Here is a 20,768-nt window from a genome sequence, read left to right as displayed (position 1 = left end):
GTAGAGATACTTAGTTTTTTATTCTGGGAAGTTTCCGAACCAGTCCAAGGATACTCCTTGATTAAAATGCACGGAATCAGTATACTGGCTTTTAAATAAAATGTAAATGTTATCTTATTTTTTATTCCTATTTTATTGGTTTTAAATTTCAATGAAGCCTAGGGTGAAAACTTGAGCAGTTTTTTTAGAAAATGGTACAATGGAATAGAAGGCTATACGGATTGATAATAGAAAAAATATTTATGGAAAGCGGGGAAGATAAGTGATTGTCATGTATCTTATTCTTATAGTTCTCATTTTAGGCGCAGTCATTTATCGTGGACTTTCTTCTTACTATGCGCAAAAATTAATTCAATCGGGTTTACAAAGAGGATATGATTGGTATGAAAAAACTGGTCATCAGTTGATGGACCCATCGGCTTTTACGATTGTAGAAAAGCAACGGCAACTTGCGGAAACAGAAGCTGAAGGCTTTTGGAGTAAAGGCAAAGAAATCGAAGTCAAAAGTCATGATGGGTTAAAACTGTTAGGACGAATCTTTCAAAGTTCCTCTCCCAACAAAAAATGGGTTGTTTGTGTCCATGACTATCGAAGTGATGGGAAAACAGATATGTCTTATATTGGAAAGAAATATGCAGAAGCAGGGTTTAACGTCTTGATTCCTGATTTGCGTGCTCACGGCAAGAGTGAAGGAGAAATCATCGGAATGGGTTGGTTGGATCGTTTAGACTTGATTATCTGGATCAACTATATTTTACAGATGCAGCCAGATGCTAACATTATTTTACATGGGAGTTCAATGGGTGCCTCTGCTATCATGATGGCTAGTGGGGAAAAACTACCTCCTGCAGTTCGAGGGTTTATCCTGGATAGCGGGTTTGTTTCCGTCTATGCGGAGTTTCGCTACATGTTGAGCAAACTAACCTTTCTTCCTAAAAAAATGATCATGCGCCATGCAAATCGCTATGCAAAGAAATATGCTGGTTATTCTTTGAAACAGGCGTCAGCAACCCGTCAGTTGGGCAGTAATCACCTGCCAGTATTGATCATTCATGGGGAAGAGGATCAGTTCGTTCCAGTCAGTGCCGCTTATACGATCCAAAATGCGACAGCTGGTGAAAATGATCTTTTTCTGATCCCAGAAGCTCAACATTTAGAAGCAGCCGTGAAAGATCCCACCAAATATTGGACGGTTGTTTTCTCATTTATCGAACAGCGAATCGATTGGAGAGAATCAGGTTATTCCGAGTATAAATAATTGTTTGCTGAGAACTAGACTGTTAGAATCAAGGAGAACAAATTATTTGGTCAATACGGGGAGTGGCGAAAATGGAAATCAAAGAAGAAAAAAATCGTTTCGTATTATTGAATGATGAAGCAAAAGAAATCGGGGAAATGACTTGGTCTGATGCAGGACCAGACATCATGATCATTGATCATACATTTGTAGAACCAGAGTATCGTGGACAAAAATTAGCAGAAAAATTAGTGCTTAATGGCGTAGAACTAGCTCGAAGAGAAGGTAAAAAAATTATTCCATTGTGTCCATATGCGAAGAAAGAATTTGAAAGAAAACCTGAATATCAAGATGTGCTTCGTAAATAATCGACTCGTTTTCGTACGATCGTCAATGAATGAAATGACAAAAAGTGGATCTATCCGCTAAATGAACTTTTTTTAAATTAGAGAAACCGAAATTGTAGCAACCGGCTATTAGCGGTGTTATTCTTTCGGTTTTTTCGTCTTTTCAGTCTTTGCCCATGAATAAGTACTAATACTAAATGTTATCTAAAATTGGAGCCCCATTCGCAAGAGAAGGTTGTCAGAGTTTTTTTTATATGATAAAGTAAAATAGATGATATTTTACGGAAAGGAGGCTGCTTAATGTATAATGTAATTTTAGGAATCGTGATCGTGTTATCGATTGTAATGGTCATTGCAATCATGATGCAACCAAGTAAACAAAACAGTGCAGCAAGTGCATTTACTGGCGGAGCGGATCAATTATTCGGTAAACAAAAAGCACGTGGTTTTGAAGCAGTCATGCAACGTTCGACAGCGGTAATGGGTGCCATTTGGATGATTTTATTATTTGTACTAGCCTTTTTATCTTCTAAATAAAAAGTTGATTTAACGATTAGTCGAAATAATTATGAATCGTTTTTTCGTTCAAAAAATTTCGGCTTATTTTTTTTAAGTAGTTGATTTGAATGAGCGAAAAAAGAATTCCTTTCATGCAGAGCAGTGATTGACGTCGCGGCTCTTTTTTATTTGCCAAAAGAGCGGTTTTGTCCTAAGGGATCGCCAATCTATGTTAAAATGAGAAGAACGAGGTGAACCTAATGAAAAGTCTACCAAAACCCCTTTATGCAAAACATAGCAAGAGAGCTGTGCTACTCTTACATGCCTATTCTGGAAGTCCGAATGATGTGCGCATGCTGGCTCGATATTTGGAAAAGTCAGAATATACTGTCTATGCTCCATTATTTACTGGACATGGAACGCTAGCTCCACAAGACATTTTAGCGCAAAAAACGGAAACATGGTGGGAAGATACGAAACAAGCCATCCACTTTTTAAAAGCAGAAGGTTTTTCCCAAGTTGCCGTTTTTGGATTATCAATGGGAGGAATCTTCGCTGTTCGAGCATTAGCAGAACAGTCAGAGATCATTGGTGGCGGATGTTTCTGCTCACCGATTTCACCAGTTGAAAATCATGTACCAGAAAATTTTGAGCGATATGAACGTTATGTGCTAAAACTTGCAGGGGAATCTGAACAGGAAATCGAAGAAACTGTCGCTGCGCTTCGACCAAATGTTTATCAGCAATTAGCAGAGATACAAAACCAAGCAGCAATTACAGAAGGAAAACTTAGTGACATCCAAGCACCTGTTTTTTTAGCCCAAGCCGGTCAAGATGAAATGATTGATCCAGCTGGAGTCTACGAAACAGCAAAAAAATTAGCCGATAAAAGAGTGACCCTTCAATGGTATCCCAACAGCAAACATGTGATCACCGTTGGAGAGTCTAGAAAATTACTGGAAAAAGATGTGTTGGAGTTTCTAGAGAATTTACCTTGGAATGAGGAATGAAAATGACAAAAGAAACATTGAAAGAAAAAATTATTTTTTTTATTGAGAGCGAGCGCAAAAAAAGCTTTTCAATGGAAGAAATTGCCCAAGGATTGGGCTTGCAAAAAAGTGAAGATTTCAAACTACTCGTTCAGACAATCGCTCAAATGGAACGAGAACAAAGTGTGGTCTTTACCAAAAAAGGAAAAGTGAAGCTGCCATTAAAACCAGTATTGATCGAAGGAACGTTTCGGGCCAATGAAAGAGGCTTCGGCTTTGTGACGATTGATCCAGAAGAAGATGATATCTATATTCCTAAAGAAGCAACTGGATATGCCATGGATGGCGATACGGTAGCGATCGATATCATAAAAACGGCCGATACTGCGATGGATCGTGGAGCAGAAGGTAAAGTAGTTGAGATCCGCAAACGAGCAACTACGCAGTTAGCTGGAGAATTCGTGGCTTACACAGACGACGAGATAAATGAAACGGATCTTTATGGGGTGGTTATCCCAAAAGACAAAAAATTGAATCAGTTTAAAGTTTATGCAGCAGCTGAAGGGATTCGACCAGTTGATGGGAGTATCGTAATGGTTGAGCTGACCCATTATCCTGAGAAAAACTATGCGACCAGTTTGGAAGGCATTGTCAAACAAGTCATCGGCCATAAAAATGATCCTGGAATGGATATCCTATCGATTGTTGTCTCAAACGGGATTCCGACAAAATTTCCAGATGATGTCTTGGCAGAAGCTGATCAAGTGCCAGATACGATTAATGAAAAAGACCTAGTTGGCCGGAGAGACTTACGGGAACAATTGATCGTGACGATTGACGGAGAAGATGCCAAAGATTTGGATGATGCCGTTACTGTGAAAAAATTAGCCAACGGTAATTATTTCTTAGGTGTACACATTGCAGATGTTTCCAATTATGTGACCGAAGGAAGCCAGTTAGATCGTGAAGCTTACGAACGAGGAACGAGTGTGTATTTAACCGACCGTGTCATTCCAATGATCCCACAAAGATTATCAAACGGGATTTGTTCATTGAATCCTCACGTACCAAGACTAACAATGAGTTGTGAGATGGAGATTGATCCAAATGGTCAGGTGGTATCTCATGATATTTTCCCAAGTGTCATCCAAACGACGGAACGAATGACCTATACAGCGGTCAATCAGATTTTAGAAGAACAAGATGAGCAGGTAATGGAACGTTATCAGCAATTAGTGCCGATGTTTCAAGAGATGCAAGAGCTACATCAAATTTTAGAAGAAATGCGGATTCGTCGAGGAGCGATTTCTTTTGAAGACCGTGAAGCAAAAATACTCGTAGAACCAGATGGACAACCAACTGATATCTTATTGCGAAGCCGTGGCGTAGGCGAACGGTTGATCGAATCTTTCATGTTGGCGGCAAATGAAACGGTGGCGGAACATTTTAATAAACGCAACTTTCCATTCATTTATCGGATTCACGAGCAACCTAAAGAAGAAAAGATGCAACGTTTCTTTGATTTTGCTTCTGCACTAGGAATTGTCGTTCGTGGAACAAAAGGAACGATCACACCTAAAGATCTTCAAAAAGTCATTGAAAACGTTGAAGACAAGCCGGAATCAGCTGTTATCAATACGATGCTGTTGAGAAGTATGCAACAAGCACGTTATTCAGAAGATAATTTTGGGCACTATGGATTAGCTGCGGAATACTATACGCATTTCACTTCACCTATCAGACGTTATCCAGATTTGATCGTTCATCGCTTAATTCGCTCGTATGGACAAGACCCAAGTGAAGCAAATCAAACTTATTGGGAAAATGAGCTACCCGAAATTGCGGAGCATAGTTCGAAGATGGAACGTCGTGCGGTCGAGGCAGAGCGTGAAGTAGATGCAATGAAGAAAGCTGAATACATGATGGATAAAGTAGGAGAGGAATTTGAAGGGATCATCAGTTCAGTTGTTAAATTTGGGTTGTTTATCGAATTACCCAATACGATTGAAGGGTTGATCCATATCAATGAGTTGAAACAAGACTATTTCCACTTTATTGAGAATCATTTAGCATTAGTAGGCGAACGAACAGGGTTAACTTTTAAAATCGGTCAAAAAGTGCGGGTAAAAGTCATCAAAGCAGACCCGGAAGAACGTGCAATCGACTTTGAATTGATTGATGCAGAAGAAATCGTTCCATTAGAACGTCCAAAAACGTCAAACAAAAATCGTCCTTCTAATCGTCATCAAAAACGTTCATCAAAATCTCATACTGAACGGAATGGAAAGAAAAATTCCTATTCAAATGAGCGGAAAAAAGGAAAAGGACCATCTAATAAAAAAGGGAAAAAACCTTTTTATAAGGGAATTAAGAAGAAAAAGAAAAAATAACCAATAACCACTATGAATACCAGTTTGGAGGAATGTCATATGCCAAAAGGCGACGGAAAGTTAATCGCCCAAAATAAAAAGGCTCGCCATGATTATTCGATTATCGATACGATGGAAGCAGGAATGGTGCTGCAAGGAACAGAAATCAAATCGATCCGAAACAGCCGAATCAATTTGAAAGATGGATTTGTCCGTATTCGAAACGGTGAAGCATTTTTGCATAATGTTCATATCAGTCCCTATGAACAAGGCAATATTTTTAACCATGATCCGTTACGAACAAGAAAGTTACTATTACACAAAAAACAGATTTCACGGCTAGAGAATGAAACAAAAAATACCGGGGTCACGATCGTACCCTTAAAAGTATATATTCGTGATGGGTATGCCAAAGTTTTGATTGGTCTTGCGAAAGGGAAGAAATCTTATGACAAGCGAGAAGATCTAAAACGAAAAGATGTGGATCGTCAAATTGATCGAACATTAAAAAATTTCTCTAGATAATTTCATTATCCTTTTTCGCATATTCGGTGCTTTTAGGTTTACTTAATGATAAAATTTGTTAGCATTTAATCTGATAAAGCATGGTATCACAGGTTTTTTCTTGTAAAACGCCACGATGATTTTTAGGAAAAAGCAAACTTTTTTGACTGAAATAAAAAATTGCCTGATTTTCATGAAAATGTTTTGAATTTTCTGTTTCATGGTGGTATGATACCGTTTGGTTAGAAAACGATTTAGAAAAACCAGATGTACACATGAATTTGATTTTATGTGAAATTCAGGGAAAAGAGGTGAAATGGATTGGATGAACGCTCGCTAACGTTCCATATTGGACCGGTTTGGTTTGATGGTACTGTTTGTATGATGGTGTTATTGACCTGTTTGATTGTCTTCTTCTTAGTTTACTTCTTTACAAGAAATCTTAAGATGAAACCAACGGGGAAACAAAATGCGCTGGAATGGGTCATTGACTTTACCCGAGGGATCGTAACAGATAATCTGCCTAGAAAAGAATTGAATAATTTTCATTTGTTGGCTTTTACATTGTTCTTGTTTGTCTTCGTGGCAAATAATATAGGTTTAATAACGAAAATCGTCTTACCTAGCGAAACAACACTTTGGAAAAGTCCGACAGCAGACCCGTTTGTTACTTTAACTTTGGCATTTATAATGATCACACTTACTCATTTATTCGGGGTGAAAAAGCTTGGATTTAAAGGGTATTTTGTAAATTCGTTCTTGAAACCATATAGTTTCATGTTTCCAATGAAGCTGATCGAAGAATTTACGAACCTATTAACACTTGCTTTGCGTCTTTACGGGAATATCTACGCGGGGGAAGTTTTACTTACCTTGATTGCCAATATGATGAATAATTTAGGTTGGTTCTCATTACCGTTAGCAATTCCTTTAGAGATGGTCTGGATCGCATTCTCATTGTTTATCGGAAGCATCCAAGCATTTGTCTTTGTCACTTTATCGATGGTATATATGAGCCATAAGATTGAAGTAGAAGAGTAACATCGTTTTTAACAAACTACTATTTATCTATATTTAGGAGGAAATAAATTATGAATTATATCGCAGCAGCAATCGCAATCATGGGAGCAGCTATCGGAGCTGGTTATGGTAATGGTCAAGTAATCTCTAAAACAATCGAATCAATGGCACGCCAACCTGAAATGTCTGGTCAATTACGTACAACAATGTTCATCGGGGTAGCCTTAGTTGAAGCTGTTCCTATTCTAGGTGTGGTTATTGCCTTGATTCTAGTCTTTGCTGTTTAATCAATTAACTGTTTGAGGATAGGACTACTGTCACTAATCCTCTTTTAATTGTCAAAAACTGAAAAAAAACAACCTGATTATTTTCAAAATAATTGAGTTGTTTCATCATAATACTAGAACAAAAGGCGTTGAGGAGGCTGTTTCAATCATTGAAGTCAGGATTCCTTCATCATCCATGAGATACACCTTAAAGAAAGGAAGGCTAGCCTATGCTGAATCAATTGGCAATTGCAGAAGTTGGTAATCCGATGTTAGGTAATATCATCGTTGTCAGCGGCTCATTTTTGATACTAATGTTTCTATTGAAACATTTTGCTTGGGGACCAATCAGCGATATTTTGAAAAAACGTGAAGATAAGATCGCCAATGATTTAGATTCTGCCGAAAAATCTCGCATCAATTCAGCAAAAATGGAACAAGAACGCGAACAACAATTGTTAGCGTCTCGCTCTGATGCAGCTGATATCATTAAAAATGCGAAAGAAAGTGGAGAATTAAGCCGTCAAAATATTTTGAAGGAAACGCAAGAAGAAGTTGCACGTCTAAAAAGCAAAGCGCAAACTGATATCATGTTAGAACGTGATACAGCTTTAAACTCTGTAAAAGATGATGTAGCAGATCTTTCTCTTCAAATCGCGGCTAAAATCTTGAACAAAGAATTGTCTCCAGAAATGCATGAATCTTTAATCAATCAATATATCGAAGGTCTAGGTTCTTCAAATGAAACTAGATAAATATACTGTCGGCAGACGCTACGGTAAAGCACTATTTGAACTGGCGATCGATTCAAATAGCGCAGAAGAAATTTACCAAGAATTACTAAGCTTACGCCAAATCTATAGTGAAGTACCTGGATTAGGCAACGTACTTAGTGACGTCCGCTTAGAACCTCACGAAAAACGAATCATTATGGATAAACTTGTCAGTGGGTTTGACGGTATCGTGAAAAACTTTTTAGAAGTGGTCTATAGTTATAATCGGATGTCTGAATTATCGTTTATGATCGATGAATACGAACACCGTTACAACGATTACAAAGGACTACTTTTAGGTAGTGTAAAAACAGCAGTACCACTTTCTGATGAACAATTACAAAAACTAGAAATGAATGTTGCAAAAACAATGGACTATCAAACAGTTGAATTGAAGCAAATCGTTGATTCTTCTATTATTGGTGGGGCAATTGTTGAAGCCAACCATCGAGTGATCGACGGAAGCATTCGCACGCAATTAGAAAAAATGCGTAATCAATTAAATAGATAGTACAAAGAGGTAGGTGAATCGAATGGCTATCAAAGCAGAAGAAATTAGTGCCTTGATCAAAGAACAAATTGAAAATTATCAAAACGTGCTTTCAGTCGAAGAAATCGGTACCGTGACTTATGTCGGTGACGGGATTGCTCGTGCACACGGTTTAGAAAATGCGATGAGTGGTGAGTTGCTTGAATTTTCAAACGGCTCATACGGAATGGCGCAAAACTTAGAATCAAATGATGTAGGTATCATTATCCTTGGTGATTTCGAATCCATTCGTGAAGGAGACAAAGTAAAACGAACAGGTAAAATCATGGAAGTTCCAGTTGGGGACGCCTTGATCGGACGTGTCGTTAATCCGCTAGGTCAACCAATCGATGGGTTAGGAGAAATCGTTACAGATAAAGCTCGACCAGTCGAAGCAATGGCACCAGGCGTTATGCAACGTAAATCTGTCAATGAACCAATGCAAACAGGTCTAAAAGCCATCGATGCTTTAGTTCCAATCGGACGTGGCCAACGTGAATTAGTTATTGGTGACCGTAAAACGGGTAAAACATCTATCGCAATCGATACGATCCTTAACCAAAAAGGTCAAGATATGATCTGTATCTATGTGGCGATCGGTCAAAAGGATTCTACTGTGCGTACACAAGTAGAAACTTTGAAAAAATATGGAGCAATGGATTACACGATCGTAGTCAATGCGGGTGCATCACAACCTGCGCCATTACTTTATATTGCGCCTTATGCAGGAACTGCAATGGGTGAAGAATTCATGTACAACGGCAAACATGTATTGATTATCTTTGATGACTTATCAAAACAAGCTGTTGCTTATCGTGAACTTTCATTGCTATTACGCCGTCCTCCAGGTCGTGAAGCTTATCCAGGGGATGTTTTCTACTTGCACTCACGTTTATTAGAACGTGCGGCAAAACTAAGTGATGATTTAGGTGGCGGTTCAATGACTGCTTTACCATTTGTTGAAACACAAGCTGGAGATATCTCTGCTTATATTCCAACAAACGTTATTTCAATCACTGACGGACAAATCTTCTTAGAAAGTGACTTGTTCTACGCTGGAACTCGTCCAGCCGTTGATGCTGGGTTATCCGTTTCCCGTGTAGGTGGTTCTGCTCAAATCAAAGCAATGAAAAAAGTGGCAGGAACATTACGTCTTGACTTAGCAAGTTACCGTGAATTAGAAGCATTTACCCAATTTGGTTCTGATTTAGATGCTGCGACTCAAGCGAAATTGAATCGTGGACGTCGTACAGTTGAGATCTTGAAACAAAAACTTCATGCACCACTAGCTGTTGAAAAACAAGTAGTTATCTTATATGCTTTGACACATGGATTCTTAGATAGTATTCCAGTTGACAGCATCTTAGATTTTGAACATGAATTATTTGAATATCTAGATACGAATCATGCAGATATCTTTGAAACGATCCGTACAACGAAAGATCTTCCAGAAGAAGAACGATTGAATCAAGCGATCCAAGAATACAAAGATATTTTCTTAGCGACAAAAGGAAACACTTCTTCAACAGAAGACAAATTGAAATCCATTCAAAATGCATAGTGAGGTGAGATGAATGGGCGCTTCATTAAATGAAATCAAGACTCGGATTGCTTCAACGAAGAAAACGAGTCAAATCACTCGAGCAATGCAAATGGTGTCCGCTTCTAAACTGACAAAATCTGAAGCTTCTTCTCAGAAGTTTCAGATTTATGCAAATAAAGTCAGAGAAATCGTCACTCATTTGACAGCTACTCAACTAAATGATATTGCTTCTGATAATCCTCGTGGAGATATCAATTACAATAGTATGTTAATCAGCCGTCCGGTAAAGAAAACGGGGTACATCGTGATTACCGCTGATGGTGGTTTAGTTGGTGGCTATAACAGTTCGATTTTAAAGCAAACAATGTCTATTTTAGAAGAAGACCATAAATCTCCTGACGATTATGTGATGATCGCAATCGGAGGTACAGGTGCAGATTTCTTCAAAGCTAGAGGAATTAATTTGGCTTACGAATTACGTAATTTATCGGATCAACCAAGTTTTGATGAAGTGCGTAAAATCGTAGGTATGGCAACAACGATGTATCAAAATGAAGTATTTGATGAATTGTACGTATGCTACAATCATCATATCAATTCACTAACTAGCCAATTTCGTGTAGAAAAAATGCTGCCAATTTCAGATTTAGATCCAGAAGAAGCAACTACTTTTGACCAAGAATACATTTTTGAACCTTCAAAAGAAGAAATCTTGGCGCAGTTATTGCCTCAATATGCGGAAAGCTTAATCTATGGTGCAATCGTTGATGCGAAGACAGCAGAACACGCTGCCGGCATGACTGCCATGAAGACAGCAACGGATAATGCTGCAACGATCATTGATGATTTGACGGTATCTTATAACCGTGCAAGACAAGGGGCTATTACCCAAGAAATTACCGAAATTGTTGCCGGAGCTTCGGCGCTAGAATAGTATTGAGATTGGAGGAAAAAAGATGAGTTCAGGCAAGATTGTTCAAGTAATCGGTCCCGTTGTCGACGTGGAATTTTCTTTAGACCAATCCTTACCAGATATCAACAACGCATTAGTTGTTTATAAAAATGATGAGAAAAAATCAAAAGTTGTTCTTGAAACAGCATTAGAATTAGGGGACGGAGTGATCCGTACCATTGCCATGGAATCAACAGATGGTTTACAACGTGGTATGGAAGTTATCGATACTGGTAAAGCCATTTCTGTTCCAGTAGGGAAAGATACACTAGGACGTGTATTCAACGTTTTAGGAGATACGATCGATTTAGGATCATCTTTCCCAGAAGATGCAGAACGTAGTGAGATTCATAAAAAAGCACCAAGCTTTGATGAATTAAGTACTAGTACGGAGATCCTTGAAACTGGGATCAAAGTTATCGATTTGTTAGCACCTTACTTAAAAGGTGGGAAAGTTGGATTATTCGGTGGTGCCGGTGTAGGTAAAACGGTATTAATCCAAGAATTGATCCATAATATTGCCCAAGAACATGGTGGTATTTCTGTATTTACCGGTGTTGGGGAACGTACTCGTGAAGGAAATGACCTTTACTATGAAATGAAAGATTCAGGCGTTATCGAAAAAACAGCGATGGTGTTCGGACAAATGAACGAACCACCAGGTGCTCGGATGCGGGTAGCTTTGACTGGTTTGACGATCGCTGAATACTTCCGTGATGTAGAAGGTCAAGACGTGCTATTGTTTATTGATAATATTTTCCGTTTCACTCAAGCTGGTTCAGAAGTATCTGCCCTTTTAGGTCGTATGCCTTCTGCCGTTGGTTACCAACCAACGTTAGCAACTGAAATGGGTCAATTACAAGAACGTATCACATCAACGAAAAAAGGTTCGATCACTTCGATCCAAGCAATCTATGTACCAGCCGATGACTATACTGACCCAGCGCCAGCAACAGCATTTGCCCACTTAGATGCTACAACAAACTTAGAGCGTAAATTGACAGAACAAGGGATCTATCCAGCCGTGGACCCATTGGCTTCATCTTCAAGTGCTTTGGCACCTGAAATCGTTGGTGAAGAACATTATAAAGTAGCGACTGAAGTCCAACATGTCTTACAACGTTACCGTGAATTACAAGATATCATTGCGATCTTAGGGATGGATGAATTATCTGATCAAGAAAAAGTTTTAGTTTCACGTGCACGTAGAGTTCAATTCTTCTTGTCACAAAACTTTAACGTAGCGGAACAATTTACAGGTCTTCCTGGTTCTTATGTACCAGTTGAAGAAACAGTCAAAGGTTTCCGTGAAATCTTAGAAGGTAAATACGATGATCTTCCTGAAGAAGCATTCCGAAGTGTTGGTAGAATAGAAGACGTCGTAGAAAAAGCGAAAAAACTAGGCTACTAGAAAGGGGTGCCCCATGGATCAATATTTAACTGTGAATGTGGTGACTCCTGACGGTTTGGTCTATGATCACCATGCAGCGATCGTAGTAGCACGTACTACAGCGGGGGAAATTGGTATTTTACCTAAACATGCGCCGATCATCGTTCCATTAACAATTGATGAAGTCCGTGTGAAGAGAACAGACTCTGATACCCACGTCGATTGGATTGCTGTCAATGGCGGAATCATGGAAGTTCGTGACAATGTTGTTTCAATCGTTGCCGATAGTGCAGAACGTGAAAGAGATATTGACGTTTCTCGGGCAGAAAGAGCCAAACAACGTGCTGAGCGACAAATCGCAGAAGCAAAAGAAAAAGAAGATACGAATGAATTGAAACGTGCGACAGTTGCTTTGCATCGTGCGATCAACCGAATCAAGGTTTCAAAACATTCTTAAAAGCAACGAATGAGGACCTAACAAGTAGGCCTTAAAAAATCCAAGATTCTTAAGGAGATTCCTTAGAATTTTGGATTTTTTTATTGGTAGTTATATTCTAAACATAAAAAGTAAAGAACAATTACTTCTTTATTACATAAAAATATGGAACTTTCATCATTATGATACTATGGTAAACTAATTGCAGTAAAAAAGGAGGTATCATAATGCCCAAAAAAATTCAACGTTTTTCCTCAGTAGACACAAAAGAAGAAACACATACGCAACAAAAATCGCTATCTTACTCAGAAATAGTAGGCAATCTTACGGATGATCAAACAGTTTCGTTACATAAACAATTACAAGAATTTAGGGACTATCTTTTAAAGAAGAGCCTTGAATCAGAAAAACAAGAAAAAGAGGAGTTTCCATCTAACAGACATCATTTTGGTCCACCTCTATCGGAAAATAATACAGGTAATCTTGCTGAGCAACAACACTCGCGATCGGAAACAATTCAAAGAAAGAGAACGTTGCAAAACATTATTAACGAAAATGAACTGAAAATGATTCAAAACCAAGATAGTCATGCAGTGTTAGAACAGAATAACAAAGTACAAGTTCTCCCGTATAAGAAACAAAAAGTTGCTCCAGAGAACGAACTGGAAAATCATTTGGAGTACTCATTAGATGTCGAACGGTTACTAGAAATAGAAGAAATGTTGGGGATCAGAAACACTTCCCAATCAACAACGCTGTCTACCAAAGCCCAAGAGTCTTTATATGAAACTAAGGAATTTGTACAAGATACAAACGTGCCAATAGAAAGTAATAGCGAGTTCAGCTGTTCAACACAACAACCATTGGAGAATGGGCAGACAAGCACTCAAAGTAAGAAGGAACAAGCGCTTGTTGAATCAGTGAAGTGTTTGTTGGAGCAAAGACATAAACTATTTTTTTTGCGATTAGCTAAAAAACATGAGATGAGTTGTCAAACTGTAAAAAACATTTTAATTGAGAATAATATAGATGTAACTGCTGAGAATAATAAAATAAAAGTAGAGTCTGAAGAAAAAGCACGGCAATTATTAACGGAAGTATTTCACGGAAGGAAAAATTTATCATTTGAAAATATTAAACAAATGGTACGATTGAACAACAATGATATTACAATTTTAGCTAAGAATCACTTAAAAGTTCTCCTAGAACAAGCACACGCATCTCATCTGAATGGTTCTCAGAAGGAAACTTCAATAGATAGGATTCTTTTGACATATTCTGGATGGACTATGCCAATGCAATATAAATTGTCAAGGCTGGATACTGAATTAAAAGAACAGATAGATAAATACGGCGTAATAAACATAAATGAAATATCAAAGAAAATACCATGTAGCCAAATTGATGTCATCAAGCGAATAGGGCAGTTAAATTATCAGCAATATCTCCCACCAATTTATATGTTTCACCCGCAACTAAATGAGAAAATCCAAAAGCCATTTTATGATGCAATAATACAAGATAAATCGATTCCTACTGATCAAACAAATCAATTTTTTAATCCTAGTACTGATCAAAACATGGCTTATTCGAAAGAACGAATAAAATTAAATCTCGCTAGAAAAGCTGAGTTTGAAACAGCAGAACAAAAAAACAAGACAATTATGGATCAGAGAACTCAGTTAAAAAAACAACCGATTAGAAACAATCAATCTCCCGCTATGGAAGAACGTTGAGTGTTTTAATTTTCGTAGTATGACTATTTTTTTGTTAAATCGGACTAGGACAAAAGAAAAAAGTTCAAAGGAGGACGATTATTGCTGCTATTATTTACCTTGAAAACTAAAAATAAATAAACTTATGGGAAGGAAAATGAACGATGAAACAGGAAATAATTCTATTTTATGGCTTATCACTAAAAGTGGAAAACTTACAGAAACAGATTGAAAAAATTAGAAAAAAAGGATTCTATTCAAGTGATACTGAAGGACAAGGCCACTGTGATATCAGAGAGTACAATAATCATTTTTCATCGATTACATATGATCACCCAAAAAATCCGATGAATCTTGAATACTTAAAAGATTTTTCAATAAATTGGAAAAAATATATTTCACCATTTAAAGATTGGTGGCCTTTATGGTCTTACTATTTTCAACGCACACAAGATACTGAAAAAAATAAAGTAATCAATTTTAATCCTGGGCTACATAAAGCTACGAAAAAAAATATAGAACACCTATGTGAGAAAAATCGCAAATATACAGGACAGCTGATTGTTAGAGGTTGTAAAATTGGATTAGACAGTGCAAGAGATAATGAAAATGTAACCATTTATTATTGTATTGATGATTTAGATATGAAACGTATTATAGAAAAAAAAAGATAAAAAAGCTTTCACTCCTAAAGAAATTCGCTATCTCTTTCGCAATTGGAAAGATTTTGAAGGAAAGGTACATTTTTTTGAAGATGGATATGAAGTGCCTGCACCTTGGAAAACATCTCCAAATGAATGGGAAAGTTATAAACCAAAAAGTTGGCAAGCGTTGAATGAACAACCACCCTTTCAAAAGAATCAAGTGAAACCAGAAACAATCAACCAACGAATATGTAGACAAAAGTATCTAAATGAAATAAAAAATAAATTATTTGAGCTAAAAGTAGCAGAACAACCATCCTTTAAAGAAAATCAAGTGAAACCAGAAACAATCAACCAACGAATATGTAGATAAAAGAATTTAAATGAAACAATAACAAATAACTTAGCTGACCTTAAAGTACAAGCAAAGAAGATGGCAAAAAAAAGAAATAGATTTGATTGTACGATCATCAAGAAATTAAACAAAGGATTTTTTGTTCCTACACTATAAGAGAGGGCATATATTTATATTAAATAATCGTTTAATTAACAATGGTAAATACTATCATAATGATATGAGTACATAAGCAAAAAAGGAACAACTTTCATCAAAAAAGCATGTGAAATAGTAGTTAAAATAGTTTATAAAAATAAGGTATTGAAACAGAGTCATCATTTGAATGTAAAGTTCTTGAAAATTCTCGTCTCGTTTAGCCAACAAATTCCATCTTTTTACAACCAATAATTTCTCTATTTTTCCAATTTATGGTATCATCATTTTGTTAGTTATTAAAAAAAGTATAATTTTGAAGGGACGTCACTATGCAAGTATACGGAATTGATGCAATTATTCGAATCGTGAGTCATTTAGCTTTTATTTATCTGGCTTTCTGGTCGTTGCGGTCACTGCGAATTGAGATGTTTTTTAAAAAAATGCATGATACGCAAATTCGAATGGCGATTGTATTCTTCTCTATTTTTTTAGGATATACTGCCAGTAATTTCTTCTTAGAAATTATTGCATTGTGTCGAAATCTTTTCGTTAGCCTGCAGTAAAAAAAGGTACTATAAAAAAAGGTACTATTTTAATAAAAGAAATGATATAATAGAAAAGATTTTGAGTCTTTATAGCTCATTGGAATTTTTTGGGGGGAACAACATGGAAGAGATCATCGTCAAAGGTGGCAAACAATTGAATGGAACAGTAAAAATCGAAGGAGCTAAAAATGCTGTTCTACCTATTTTAGCTGCTAGTTTGTTGGCTGAAGAAGGAACAACCGTTTTAGACAACGTTCCAATTCTTTCTGACGTCTTCACTATGAATCAAGTGATTCGTCATTTAAACGTAGATGTAGTGTTTGATGAAGACAATAATCAAGTAACGCTTGATGCGTCAAGACAATTAGAAATCGAAGCGCCATATGAATATGTGAGTCAAATGCGTGCTTCTATCGTTGTAATGGGACCATTACTTGCTAGAAATGGTCATGCAAAAGTTGCCATGCCAGGGGGATGTGCGATTGGGAAACGTCCAATTGATTTACATCTTAAAGGATTCCAAGCATTGGGTGCGAAAATCATTCAAAAAAATGGCTACATCGAAGCTATTGCGGATGAATTGATCGGTAACACGATCTATTTAGATTTTCCAAGTGTTGGAGCCACTCAAAATATCATGATGGCAGCAGTAAAAGCCAAAGGAACAACGATCATCGAAAACGTCGCTCGAGAACCTGAAATTGTAGATCTTGCAAATATTTTAAATAAAATGGGCGCAAATATCTATGGTGCTGGTACGGAAACGATGCGTATCGAAGGAGTCGATCATCTGCATGCAGTGAAACACGCAATTGTTCAAGACCGGATTGAAGCAGGTACCTTTATGGTAGCAGCAGCGATGACTGAAGGAAATGTCTTGATCGCAGATGCAATCTCAGAACATAATCGTCCGTTGATTTCTAAATTAATTGAAATGGGTGCAACGATCACTGAAGAAGAAGGCGGCATTCGAGTTGTTGGTCCAAAACATATTTTACCAACTGACGTCAAAACAATGCCTCATCCTGGTTTTCCGACAGACATGCAAGCCCAAATGACTGCTATTCAGTTAGTCGCTGAGGGAACGAGCATGGTGACTGAAACAGTTTTTGAGAATCGTTTCCAACATTTGGAAGAAATGCGCCGTATGAACGCCCATGTGAAGATTGATGGAAATGTAGCGATTATGGACGGGAATCATGAATTACAAGGTGCTGAAGTTTATGCAACAGATTTACGAGCTGCTGCAGCATTAGTACTTGCTGGTTTAAAAGCAAATGGCATAACACGCGTTCGCAATCTTAAATACTTAGATCGTGGTTATTATCAATTCCATATTAAATTGCAAAACTTAGGTGCAGATGTGGAACGTGTGGCAATCGATCAAACGCCCGCTGATAAAACAGCTCAAGTCACTGTTTAAGGACGTGATAAAATGAGTAGCCAACGGTATATTTTAATCACATTGGTGAAGATTTTAGTTGTCATACTATTACTGATTCTTTTATTTATAGCTGGAACAATGATTGGATACGGGGTTATCGGTGGTGGAAATCCGTTTAAGGTTTTTCAACCAAGTTTGTGGCTGCACATCCAAGATTTTTTCAGATAAAGAGTTGTGTGAAAATGATAGTGTAAGCAAACAAAGGATTTCTTAAAACGAATTTTCGCTTTTGAGAAGTCCTTTTTTATTGTGAGTCATTCCACTGTTTGGCAGATTATTGCTCCTTTGAACAGTCGTTTGTCATGAATAGGAGAATGAGGATCAAAGCTTTAATAATGAGGTGATGAGATGAAAAAAATCTTAGTGGCTATTGTCCGTTTTTATCAACGGTTTATTTCTCCTGCTTTCCCACCTAGCTGTCGGTACTATCCTACTTGTTCAAACTATATGATACGTGCGATTCAAGTACACGGTGCATTTAAAGGAACGCTGATGGGGACAGCACGCATTTTGCGTTGCCATCCATTCGTAAAGGGCGGAATCGATTACGTGCCTTTAAATTGTCAATTGACACGTAATAAGAAAGATAAAGAGATGCCTAATTATGATGAAAAGTAAACAGTCAGGTAAGACCGAGCATTCTGGAGAAAAAAGTATCGTCACACTAGATCAATCAACTTTACCTTGGTCATTATTGTTGGATGCAGATCCTGAAGAGGAAAACGTCCAACGATACATTGATCAAGGGGCTGGTTTTATATGGAAAGCAGAAAACGACATTCAGGGAGTGATCGTTTTTATCACAAATAAATTAGTGTTTGAAATAATGAATTTAGCTGTAGCTCCAAAAGTTCAAGGTCAAGGAATCGGCTACGCGTTGCTTACCCATACACTAAAAGAAATGAAAAAGTTAAAAACCACTCAACAACAAGTCATTATTCGGACGGGGAGTACGTCATCAGCAGCTTTACAACTGTATAAAAAAATAGGCTTCCTGGAAATTTCTAGAGAAAAAGATTATTTTGTCAAAAATTATAAACAGCCAATCTATGAAAATGGCCAACGTTTACGAGATCAAGTAACTCTAGCAAAGAAAATTTGAACTCACCCATAAAAAGGCTTTCAAAATACTGTGGCTTGACTTAAAATAAAAACAGTATGAGAAAAGGAGACAAATAAATGATGGGTATTTTAGTTTTTGATTTTGGTGGTTCCGCAGTAAAATATGGCTATTGGAATGGACAAGCGCTTGAAGACACCAGCCAATTTCCGACTCCTAAGACATGGGAAGAAATGAAAGCGCATTTAAAACGGGTATTCCAAACGTTTGTAAAACAGAAGGCGATTGAAGGCGTAGCAATCAGCGCACCTGGAGTAGTGAATCAGGAGAAACAGCTGATTGAAGGGATTAGTGCCATTCCTTATATCCACGGATTCAATATTTTTCATGAACTGGAAGAACTCTTCTATTTACCAGTGACGATCGAAAATGATGCTAATTGTGCTGGAATGGCTGAGTATTATGAAGGCGCAGCGAAAGAATATCAACATGTAGCATTTGTTGTACTTGGGACTGGAGTAGGTGGGGCAATCTTTACCCAAGGACAACTAAATAAAGGCGCTCATTTGTACGGGGGAGAATTTGGCTTGATGTTCTTAGAAGGCAATCAAACATTTAGTAAGCTTGGTACAGCAGTTCAAATGGCTTGGCGTTACTGTGACCGTTTGGGAGTTTCACGTACGACTTATAGCGGAAAAGAAGTCTTTGAACGAGCAGAACAAGGGGATGAACTAGCAAAAGAAGAGGTAGATAATTTTTATAATTATTTAACAAAAGGTTTGTTTAGTATCCAATTTTCGATTGATCCTGAAGTCATCGTGATTGGTGGGGGGATCTCTGCAAAAGCAGGGTTATTAACAGAAATCAATCAACGAATGAAACAATTAACTACTGATTTAGAACTAAATGACTTTGATCCTAAAATTTTATTATGTGATTATCGAAATGATGCAAACTTGATTGGAGCAGCTGCCAATTTCACCGCTCAACGTGAAGGTTTAGTTCAATGATGCATAGCGTTGAACAAAACTTTTAGACATATGGTAGGCATTCCATGATTGAATATGATAAACTATCATGGAGGTGGAAAAAGATGTCAAAAAAAAATAAAGATATTGAAGTACGTATCGAAGAAGTCAAAAAACAAATCAAAGGAACAACTTATGATGTGACTCAGTTATTTATTGGTAAAAAAATGATTGGGGAAATTTTGGCTTATGGACCAAAAGAATTTGAAATTTTTTTTGGTGAAGAAGATTTTGGGAAAGAAAAGAGTCTTGAAAACGCGATAGAAACAGTTATTCGTCACTGGAATCTACACGAATAAAAAAATATCAAAAAAATTTTCAATAAGGGGTTGCAAAAATCTGGAAAATTAGGTATTATAACTAAGTCAGGTTGATACAAACCTTTCGGAGGAGTAGCGAAGTGGCTAAACGCGACGGACTGTAAATCCGTTCCTTAGGGTTCAGTGGTTCGAATCCACTCTCCTCCATTTCATTGGGGTATAGCCAAGCGGTAAGGCAAGGGACTTTGACTCCCTCATGCGTTGGTTCGAATCCAGCTACCCCAGTAGTACGGAGTGATCTATTAAGATCACTCTTTTTTTGTGTGAAAACAGCTTGTTTCTTGAAGATTATCATGAAATAGGCTAGAGTGAATAGTAGATAGATCAAAAAAAGGGGGCAGTAAAATGAAGTGGAAAGAAAAAGTAGATGAGACCGCAGAGAAAATCTATGATTTGATTAAGTCGGAAAAGTATCAGGTAGAAGTCCGGTTACCGAAAAAATCAGAAAAAGCGATACAAGTGAAATCAAAGCGTCCAACCAATCACACAAAAAAATGGCTTTCAAAAAACCGTTAAGAATAACACAATCTCTAAAAAACAGTGATTTTGCTGTCTTTTGGAGGTTTTGTTATTTTACAAAATGATTTTCAATCCTTCCACTTGGATTAAAGAGGAAGGAAACACAATTACTTACATAAACTTTCGGATAAAATAAACGGGTTGGCA

Annotated in this window: 25 protein-coding genes, 2 tRNA genes and 1 riboswitch; all 27 genes read left to right on the top strand. The window is 37.3% G+C overall.

Annotated features, from left to right (window positions below; genetic code table 11):
- Nucleotides 1-4 precede the first annotated feature (4 nt).
- A riboswitch (PreQ1 riboswitch) is annotated at nucleotides 5-49 on the bottom strand.
- Between the two features lie 222 nt (nucleotides 50-271).
- The 27 genes from IGL30_RS09260 to IGL30_RS09130 all read left to right on the top strand — a co-directional run bounded on the left by IGL30_RS09260 (nucleotide 272) and on the right by IGL30_RS09130 (nucleotide 20,618).
- Nucleotides 272-1,258: an alpha/beta hydrolase gene (locus tag IGL30_RS09260; protein WP_275692982.1), complete on the top strand. Its 987-nt coding sequence runs from the start codon at nucleotides 272-274 to the stop codon at nucleotides 1,256-1,258.
- 71 nt (nucleotides 1,259-1,329) lie between these two features.
- Nucleotides 1,330-1,605, top strand: coding sequence for a GNAT family N-acetyltransferase (locus IGL30_RS09255; RefSeq protein WP_010718605.1), 276 nt, complete (start codon nucleotides 1,330-1,332; stop codon nucleotides 1,603-1,605).
- A 279-nt stretch (nucleotides 1,606-1,884) separates the two neighbouring features.
- A complete protein-coding gene (gene secG, locus IGL30_RS09250; RefSeq protein WP_010718604.1) occupies nucleotides 1,885-2,121 on the top strand; it encodes a preprotein translocase subunit SecG in 237 nt (78 codons plus the stop codon).
- A gap of 221 nt (nucleotides 2,122-2,342) precedes the next feature.
- A complete protein-coding gene (locus tag IGL30_RS09245; RefSeq protein WP_034867368.1) occupies nucleotides 2,343-3,092 on the top strand; it encodes an alpha/beta hydrolase in 750 nt (249 codons plus the stop codon).
- Between the two features lie 2 nt (nucleotides 3,093-3,094).
- Complete coding sequence (rnr, locus tag IGL30_RS09240; RefSeq protein WP_105198796.1) at nucleotides 3,095-5,461, top strand: ribonuclease R; 2,367 nt, start codon at nucleotides 3,095-3,097, stop codon at nucleotides 5,459-5,461.
- Nucleotides 5,462-5,500: 39 nt separating this feature from the next.
- On the top strand, nucleotides 5,501-5,965 hold the full coding sequence (gene smpB, locus IGL30_RS09235) for an SsrA-binding protein SmpB (protein ID WP_088745282.1): 465 nt from the start codon (nucleotides 5,501-5,503) through the stop codon (nucleotides 5,963-5,965).
- Nucleotides 5,966-6,265: 300 nt separating this feature from the next.
- Nucleotides 6,266-6,985 (top strand): F0F1 ATP synthase subunit A, encoded by a 720-nt coding sequence (atpB, locus tag IGL30_RS09230; RefSeq protein ID WP_010718600.1) that lies wholly within the window; start codon nucleotides 6,266-6,268, stop codon nucleotides 6,983-6,985.
- Between the two features lie 50 nt (nucleotides 6,986-7,035).
- Nucleotides 7,036-7,251 carry an ATP synthase F0 subunit C gene (gene atpE / locus IGL30_RS09225; RefSeq protein ID WP_010718599.1) on the top strand — a complete coding sequence of 72 codons (216 nt, stop codon included), beginning with the start codon at nucleotides 7,036-7,038 and terminating at the stop codon, nucleotides 7,249-7,251.
- A gap of 209 nt (nucleotides 7,252-7,460) precedes the next feature.
- The gene (atpF, locus tag IGL30_RS09220; protein ID WP_010718598.1) at nucleotides 7,461-7,985 is read left to right on the top strand and encodes a F0F1 ATP synthase subunit B; all 525 of its coding nucleotides are present in this window, start codon (nucleotides 7,461-7,463) and stop codon (nucleotides 7,983-7,985) included.
- Nucleotides 7,972-8,514, top strand: a complete 543-nt coding sequence (atpH, locus tag IGL30_RS09215) for an ATP synthase F1 subunit delta (protein WP_034699144.1) — start codon at nucleotides 7,972-7,974, stop codon at nucleotides 8,512-8,514. The genes atpF and atpH overlap by 14 nt, the downstream gene beginning before the upstream one ends.
- 22 nt (nucleotides 8,515-8,536) lie before the next feature.
- Nucleotides 8,537-10,093, top strand: a complete 1,557-nt coding sequence (atpA, locus tag IGL30_RS09210) for a F0F1 ATP synthase subunit alpha (protein ID WP_010718596.1) — start codon at nucleotides 8,537-8,539, stop codon at nucleotides 10,091-10,093.
- A gap of 13 nt (nucleotides 10,094-10,106) precedes the next feature.
- Complete coding sequence (locus IGL30_RS09205; RefSeq protein ID WP_010737986.1) at nucleotides 10,107-11,009, top strand: F0F1 ATP synthase subunit gamma; 903 nt, start codon at nucleotides 10,107-10,109, stop codon at nucleotides 11,007-11,009.
- 22 nt (nucleotides 11,010-11,031) lie between these two features.
- Nucleotides 11,032-12,438, top strand: a complete 1,407-nt coding sequence (gene atpD, locus IGL30_RS09200; RefSeq protein WP_010718594.1) for a F0F1 ATP synthase subunit beta — start codon at nucleotides 11,032-11,034, stop codon at nucleotides 12,436-12,438.
- Nucleotides 12,439-12,451: 13 nt separating this feature from the next.
- The gene (locus tag IGL30_RS09195; protein ID WP_010737985.1) at nucleotides 12,452-12,874 is read left to right on the top strand and encodes a F0F1 ATP synthase subunit epsilon; all 423 of its coding nucleotides are present in this window, start codon (nucleotides 12,452-12,454) and stop codon (nucleotides 12,872-12,874) included.
- 206 nt (nucleotides 12,875-13,080) lie between these two features.
- Nucleotides 13,081-14,589: a hypothetical protein gene (locus IGL30_RS09190; RefSeq protein WP_249509815.1), complete on the top strand. Its 1,509-nt coding sequence runs from the start codon at nucleotides 13,081-13,083 to the stop codon at nucleotides 14,587-14,589.
- A 143-nt stretch (nucleotides 14,590-14,732) separates the two neighbouring features.
- Nucleotides 14,733-15,242: a hypothetical protein gene (locus IGL30_RS09185; RefSeq protein ID WP_430618189.1), complete on the top strand. Its 510-nt coding sequence runs from the start codon at nucleotides 14,733-14,735 to the stop codon at nucleotides 15,240-15,242.
- Between the two features lie 91 nt (nucleotides 15,243-15,333).
- Nucleotides 15,334-15,585, top strand: a complete 252-nt coding sequence (locus IGL30_RS09180; protein WP_134859756.1) for a hypothetical protein — start codon at nucleotides 15,334-15,336, stop codon at nucleotides 15,583-15,585.
- Nucleotides 15,586-16,034: 449 nt separating this feature from the next.
- Entirely contained in the window at nucleotides 16,035-16,268 is a 234-nt protein-coding gene (locus tag IGL30_RS09175) for a DUF1146 family protein (protein WP_010718588.1), read from the top strand.
- Between the two features lie 103 nt (nucleotides 16,269-16,371).
- Complete coding sequence (gene murA / locus IGL30_RS09170; RefSeq protein ID WP_010718587.1) at nucleotides 16,372-17,673, top strand: UDP-N-acetylglucosamine 1-carboxyvinyltransferase; 1,302 nt, start codon at nucleotides 16,372-16,374, stop codon at nucleotides 17,671-17,673.
- Nucleotides 17,674-17,685: 12 nt separating this feature from the next.
- Nucleotides 17,686-17,862, top strand: a complete 177-nt coding sequence (locus tag IGL30_RS09165; RefSeq protein ID WP_010718586.1) for a DNA-directed RNA polymerase subunit beta — start codon at nucleotides 17,686-17,688, stop codon at nucleotides 17,860-17,862.
- 180 nt (nucleotides 17,863-18,042) lie between these two features.
- Nucleotides 18,043-18,312, top strand: coding sequence for a membrane protein insertion efficiency factor YidD (yidD, locus tag IGL30_RS09160; protein ID WP_010718585.1), 270 nt, complete (start codon nucleotides 18,043-18,045; stop codon nucleotides 18,310-18,312).
- Nucleotides 18,299-18,796, top strand: a complete 498-nt coding sequence (locus tag IGL30_RS09155) for a GNAT family N-acetyltransferase (protein ID WP_088745281.1) — start codon at nucleotides 18,299-18,301, stop codon at nucleotides 18,794-18,796. The genes yidD and IGL30_RS09155 overlap by 14 nt, the downstream gene beginning before the upstream one ends.
- Nucleotides 18,797-18,876: 80 nt before the next feature.
- Nucleotides 18,877-19,764: an ROK family protein gene (locus tag IGL30_RS09150; protein WP_088745293.1), complete on the top strand. Its 888-nt coding sequence runs from the start codon at nucleotides 18,877-18,879 to the stop codon at nucleotides 19,762-19,764.
- Between the two features lie 83 nt (nucleotides 19,765-19,847).
- Nucleotides 19,848-20,081: a DUF2969 domain-containing protein gene (locus IGL30_RS09145; protein ID WP_010718582.1), complete on the top strand. Its 234-nt coding sequence runs from the start codon at nucleotides 19,848-19,850 to the stop codon at nucleotides 20,079-20,081.
- Nucleotides 20,082-20,168: 87 nt separating this feature from the next.
- Nucleotides 20,169-20,249 (top strand) — tRNA-Tyr (locus IGL30_RS09140).
- 6 nt (nucleotides 20,250-20,255) lie between these two features.
- A tRNA-Gln gene (locus IGL30_RS09135) sits at nucleotides 20,256-20,327 on the top strand.
- Nucleotides 20,328-20,447: 120 nt separating this feature from the next.
- Nucleotides 20,448-20,618 (top strand): hypothetical protein, encoded by a 171-nt coding sequence (locus tag IGL30_RS09130; protein WP_010718581.1) that lies wholly within the window; start codon nucleotides 20,448-20,450, stop codon nucleotides 20,616-20,618.
- Nucleotides 20,619-20,768: the final 150 nt, after the last annotated feature.

It is taken from the genome of Enterococcus sp. DIV1089c (assembly GCF_050530965.1).
Lineage (GTDB): Bacteria > Bacillota > Bacilli > Lactobacillales > Enterococcaceae > Enterococcus_B > Enterococcus_B hirae.
The sequence above is the reverse complement of the archived record's forward strand: the minus strand, read 5'-3'. Positions and strand labels throughout refer to the sequence as shown.

Bases quoted from the DNA above. Each gene is read 5' to 3' on its own strand.
- IGL30_RS09260 (WP_275692982.1), top strand. From the start codon at position 272: ATGTATCTTATTCTTATAGTTCTCATTTTAGGCGCAGTCATTTATCGT.
- IGL30_RS09255 (WP_010718605.1), top strand. From the start codon at position 1,330: ATGGAAATCAAAGAAGAAAAAAATCGTTTCGTATTATTGAATGATGAA.
- secG (WP_010718604.1), top strand. From the start codon at position 1,885: ATGTATAATGTAATTTTAGGAATCGTGATCGTGTTATCGATTGTAATG.
- IGL30_RS09245 (WP_034867368.1), top strand. From the start codon at position 2,343: ATGAAAAGTCTACCAAAACCCCTTTATGCAAAACATAGCAAGAGAGCT.
- rnr (WP_105198796.1), top strand. From the start codon at position 3,095: ATGACAAAAGAAACATTGAAAGAAAAAATTATTTTTTTTATTGAGAGC.
- smpB (WP_088745282.1), top strand. From the start codon at position 5,501: ATGCCAAAAGGCGACGGAAAGTTAATCGCCCAAAATAAAAAGGCTCGC.
- atpE (WP_010718599.1), top strand. From the start codon at position 7,036: ATGAATTATATCGCAGCAGCAATCGCAATCATGGGAGCAGCTATCGGA.
- atpF (WP_010718598.1), top strand. From the start codon at position 7,461: ATGCTGAATCAATTGGCAATTGCAGAAGTTGGTAATCCGATGTTAGGT.
- atpH (WP_034699144.1), top strand. From the start codon at position 7,972: ATGAAACTAGATAAATATACTGTCGGCAGACGCTACGGTAAAGCACTA.
- atpA (WP_010718596.1), top strand. From the start codon at position 8,537: ATGGCTATCAAAGCAGAAGAAATTAGTGCCTTGATCAAAGAACAAATT.
- IGL30_RS09205 (WP_010737986.1), top strand. From the start codon at position 10,107: ATGGGCGCTTCATTAAATGAAATCAAGACTCGGATTGCTTCAACGAAG.
- atpD (WP_010718594.1), top strand. From the start codon at position 11,032: ATGAGTTCAGGCAAGATTGTTCAAGTAATCGGTCCCGTTGTCGACGTG.
- IGL30_RS09195 (WP_010737985.1), top strand. From the start codon at position 12,452: ATGGATCAATATTTAACTGTGAATGTGGTGACTCCTGACGGTTTGGTC.
- IGL30_RS09190 (WP_249509815.1), top strand. From the start codon at position 13,081: ATGCCCAAAAAAATTCAACGTTTTTCCTCAGTAGACACAAAAGAAGAA.
- IGL30_RS09185 (WP_430618189.1), top strand. From the start codon at position 14,733: ATGAAACAGGAAATAATTCTATTTTATGGCTTATCACTAAAAGTGGAA.
- IGL30_RS09175 (WP_010718588.1), top strand. From the start codon at position 16,035: ATGCAAGTATACGGAATTGATGCAATTATTCGAATCGTGAGTCATTTA.
- murA (WP_010718587.1), top strand. From the start codon at position 16,372: ATGGAAGAGATCATCGTCAAAGGTGGCAAACAATTGAATGGAACAGTA.
- IGL30_RS09165 (WP_010718586.1), top strand. From the start codon at position 17,686: ATGAGTAGCCAACGGTATATTTTAATCACATTGGTGAAGATTTTAGTT.
- yidD (WP_010718585.1), top strand. From the start codon at position 18,043: ATGAAAAAAATCTTAGTGGCTATTGTCCGTTTTTATCAACGGTTTATT.
- IGL30_RS09155 (WP_088745281.1), top strand. From the start codon at position 18,299: ATGATGAAAAGTAAACAGTCAGGTAAGACCGAGCATTCTGGAGAAAAA.
- IGL30_RS09150 (WP_088745293.1), top strand. From the start codon at position 18,877: ATGGGTATTTTAGTTTTTGATTTTGGTGGTTCCGCAGTAAAATATGGC.
- IGL30_RS09145 (WP_010718582.1), top strand. From the start codon at position 19,848: ATGTCAAAAAAAAATAAAGATATTGAAGTACGTATCGAAGAAGTCAAA.
- IGL30_RS09130 (WP_010718581.1), top strand. From the start codon at position 20,448: ATGAAGTGGAAAGAAAAAGTAGATGAGACCGCAGAGAAAATCTATGAT.